Below are 1,645 nucleotides of genomic sequence, written 5' to 3'. Positions count from 1 at the left end.
ACCGCTCTTCCGATCTGACCAAATCGTTGTTGGTAATGGTAATTACGTGATTTATGGCGGTGATGGGGATGACACCATCACCATTACTGGAAGTGGAAATAACACGGTTCATGGTGAAGCTGGTGATGATGTTATTTCAACGGGAATCGGAAATGACACCATTTATGGCGGTCGAGGCGACGATAGAATCACCACTTTAGGTGGCACTAACACCTTATATGGTGAATCTGGTGATGACATTATTATTGCCGGTCTTGGGTCTGACACGATTTATGGTGGTATGGGTGATGATCGTATTCTCGCAGATGGCGGCACGATTGATCTTAACTCCATGGTATCGAGCAATAGTTCCGGTGGAACGGACACGATTAGAGGTGGTGATGGTGATGATCTCATTATCGCTGGATCGGGCAAGGACACTGTTTTCGGCGAGCACGGTAACGACACCATTGTTGCTGATCTTGGTGAAATAGGCTTTGGTGCGTCGAATATTACCTTTGCAGAAGCAACGGGTAATGTAGGTGGTGATGACAGCATCGATGGTGGTTTTGGACAAGATATTGTTCTAGGTGGTGCAGGCTCAGATACCATTAAAGGTGGGGATGGGCTTGATGTTTTAATTGGTGACAATGGCTACGTAGATGGCGCAGATGGCGGAAAAACACTGGGTGAGTTTATTGCGCAAGCCAATGAATTCACGGGCAGTGTATCCAATACTAGCGACAACATAATGGGTGGTGCTGGTCGCGATATTATTCTAGGTGGAGCTGGTGCAGATACTCTCAATGGCGGCGAAGGCAGTGATGTCATTTTAGGTGACCATGGTGAAGTGATACGTCAAACGACATTCAGTGCTGCTTATACATCGATCAAATCAGTGCATAGCAACCAGGATGGCGACGATATTATTATTGCCGCTGGTGGCAGTAATACTGTGATTGGCGGGTCCGGTTCGGACACCATCACTGCCTCTCCTCAACAAGGCGTCGTCGGTAATAATATTCTTGTTGGAGATCATGCCAATATTCAACCTGCAGGTACGACCGTCGGTATTAATCCAGCTCCAGATATTGTATCAACATACGTTGATAAGGGCGGAAATGACATCATTAAAGGTGAATCGGCTATCGATATTATTATTGGTGGTGCAGGAAATGATGTACTTGAATCCGGTGCAGGAAATGACCTAATAATTGGTGATGTAGGTTCTGTAACTCGCGATGAGACCTTATATGTTCTTGAAGCCAGTTCACTAAATACATCGATTGCAGGTAACGACAACATCACAGCTTCTGCGGGTAACAATCTTGTTATTGGCGGCTTAGGTGAGGATGAGGTTATAACTGGCAACGGTCAAGATGTGGTTATTGGTGATTTAGGTGTGATTACCGGAGCAACTGTTGATCGTAACGGTGTTAAATTTTCTTCGAAAGAATCTTCGTTTGGTGGTGACGACACAATTAATACCGGCAGTGGCTCAGATGTGGTTATCGCCGGGAACGGTGATGATGTTATACAGACTGGATCAGGAACAGATATCGTGCTTGGTGATAACGGTGACGTTATCGGAGAAGCCCAGTTCACTTATGACACAGATTTAGATGCACAGATAGTAGAAAATTGGCACTTTGTTGAGGTGAATTCT

1 pseudogene is annotated in these 1,645 nt (G+C 45.4%); it reads left to right on the top strand.

The features are described from left to right. Positions 1-1,645: pseudogene (locus tag ACP45E_RS00705) on the top strand (calcium-binding protein); the annotation flags it as partial.

It is taken from the genome of Vibrio genomosp. F10 str. 9ZD137 (assembly GCF_049974785.1).
Lineage (GTDB): Bacteria > Pseudomonadota > Gammaproteobacteria > Enterobacterales > Vibrionaceae > Vibrio.
This window is presented reverse-complemented; position numbering and strand designations above follow the sequence as displayed.